3 protein-coding genes and 1 pseudogene are annotated in these 2,275 nt (G+C 72.4%); all 4 read left to right on the top strand.

Annotated elements, in window-relative coordinates; genetic code table 11:
- Positions 1 to 298 (top strand): annotated as a pseudogene (locus ACFV5N_RS25990) (hypothetical protein); the annotation flags it as partial.
- Positions 298 to 1,248, top strand: coding sequence for an SRPBCC family protein (locus ACFV5N_RS25985; RefSeq protein WP_385604431.1), 951 nt, complete (start codon positions 298 to 300; stop codon positions 1,246 to 1,248). The pseudogene ACFV5N_RS25990 and the gene ACFV5N_RS25985, both read left to right, overlap by 1 nt.
- Complete coding sequence (locus tag ACFV5N_RS25980; RefSeq protein ID WP_385604428.1) at positions 1,245 to 1,607, top strand: gas vesicle protein; 363 nt, start codon at positions 1,245 to 1,247, stop codon at positions 1,605 to 1,607. Before ACFV5N_RS25985 ends, ACFV5N_RS25980 begins: the two co-directional genes overlap by 4 nt.
- A partial coding sequence (locus ACFV5N_RS25975) for a GvpL/GvpF family gas vesicle protein (protein WP_385604425.1) occupies positions 1,604 to 2,275 on the top strand: 672 nt, incomplete at its 3' end. The genes ACFV5N_RS25980 and ACFV5N_RS25975, both read left to right, overlap by 4 nt.

The following is a 2,275-nucleotide window of genomic DNA, read 5'->3' as shown; positions in this document are numbered from 1 at the left end:
CCTCTCCGCGGCGGCCGTCCGCCGCGTCGACGCCTTCACCGAGGCCCTGCGGCAGGGCACCCGCCAGCTGAACGGCTCGGCACCGCAGGCGGAGGAGCCGCAGGACACGGAGGACACGGAGGAAGCGGAGGACACGGAGGACGGAGCCGAGGAGGAGCAGGAGCAGGAGCAGCCCAGGAAGCAGGCCAAGAAGACCGCCGGGCGGGACAAAGGCGCCAAGAGCGCCGGGAAGAGCGGTGGCAACGGCGAGAAGAGCGGGACCCGCGGCAAGCGGTCCACGGCCCGGAAGGACACCTGATGGCGAAACACGACGACACGGCCTCCCAGGACGGCCTCCGGGGCAGCCTGGAGCGGCTGGGCGAGGAGCTGACCGGCTACCTCGGCGCCCGGGCGCACCGGCTGACCAAGCACACCGGCGACCGCGTGCAGCAGTTCGCCGGCCGGGTCGCCGGTGCCCCGGTGGAGAACGCCAAGCACATGGTCAAGGACGCCACGGTCGAGCCGGTGAAGAAGGCGATCCCGGGGCTGGGCGGGAAGAAGGACGGGGACGGCGACGGCGGCGGCTCGGGCGGCGGCGGCAACCAGAAGGTCACCACCATCATCGAGTCCATCGACGTCGGCGCCCCGCTGCGCACCTGCTACAACTACTGGACCTCCTTCGAGGACTTCGGCGAGTACATGAAGGGCGTGCAGCACGTCCAGGAGAAGGACGACACCGAGACCGAGTGGCGCGCCAAGGTCGGGCCCTCCACCCGCTCGTGGACCGCGACCGTCCAGGAACTGGATCCGGAGGAGCGGATCACCTGGACCTCGGAGGGCGACAAGGGCACCAACCGGGGCGTGGTCTCCTTCCACGAACTGGCGCCCCGGCTCACCCGGATCGTGGTGGTCGTCGAGTACAGCCCGGCGGGCTTCTTCGAGAAGACCGCCAACATCTGGCGGGCCCAGGGCCGCCGGCTGCGGCTGGACCTCAAACGGTTCCAGAGCCATGTGATGCTCGCGGCCGAGGAGGACGAGCCGGAGGGCCGCCACCAGCGGATCCACGAGGGCGAGGTCGCCGAGGAGGGCGACGAGGGCGGCGAGGACGAGGAGCGCGAGGACGAGGAGGGCGACGAGGACGAGGACACCGAAGGCGCGGCGGACGAGGACGACGAGGACTTCGACGACGAGGACGTCGAGGACGAGGAGGACGACGAAGAGGAAGAGGAAGAAGAGAAGCCCCGCAAGCGGAAGCGGGGCCGGCGATGACGCGCTCCGTCCACCCCGTCGAGGCGTACGAGCCGCTGGAACCGTACCCGCCCCGTACCGCCAACCTCGCCGACATCCTCGAACGCATCCTCGACAAGGGCGTGGTCATCGCCGGGGACATCAAGATCGACCTTCTCGACATCGAACTCCTCACCATCCGCGTCCGGCTGTTCATCTCCTCCGTCGACACCGCCCGCAAGGCCGGGATCGACTGGTGGGAGACCGAACCCGCCCTCTCCTCCCGGGCCGCGCACGACGCCCTGTACGACGAGAACAAGCGGCTGCGGGAACGGCTGACCGAACTGGAGACCACCGGCCACCACCGGCACGACCGGCAGAAGGAGACCGAGCAGGCATGACCGAGACCGCCGGGATCACGCGGCCGGCCGCGGTGGCGGAACCGGCCGCCGACGGGTCGGCCGTGTGCGTCTTCGCCGTCTGCCACCGGCAGACCGCACCCGCCCTGGACGGCCTGACCGGCCACCCCGGCGGGGGACCGGTGCGGCCCCTGGACACCGGGCCGCTCACCCTGATCACCCAGGACGTGCCCGCCGCCGACTTCGCCCCCGAGAGCTTCGCCGAACGGTTCTCCGACCCGGCCGCCCTGGAGGGCTGCGCCCGCGCCCACCACGCGGTGATCGCCGCCGTCGCCCGCAGCGGCCCGGTCGTCCCGCTGCCGCTGGCGACGCTCTACCTCGGCACGGAGCGCGCCACGGCCGCCGTGGCCGAGCGTGCCGAGCGGCTGCTGGCCCTGCTCGACCGGCTGCGCCACCGCGCCGAGTGGGGCCTGAAGGTGTACCCCGTCCGCGGCACCGGGCCCGCCGCCGCCCCGCCGGGGCCGGACAGCGCCTCCGCGGCCGACACCGGACGCGCCTACCTGGACCGGCTCCGCAACCGGCAGCAGGAGCGCGAGCGGCAGCACGAGACCGCCTGGCGCACCGCGGAGCACGTGTACACGACGCTCGCCCGGCGGGCGGCGGGAGGACCAGGACCTGTCTCTTATACACATCAGAGGCTGCCGTCGAGG

This window comes from Streptomyces sp. NPDC059853, from assembly GCF_042731495.1.
Lineage (GTDB): Bacteria > Actinomycetota > Actinomycetes > Streptomycetales > Streptomycetaceae > Streptomyces.
This window is presented reverse-complemented; position numbering and strand designations above follow the sequence as displayed.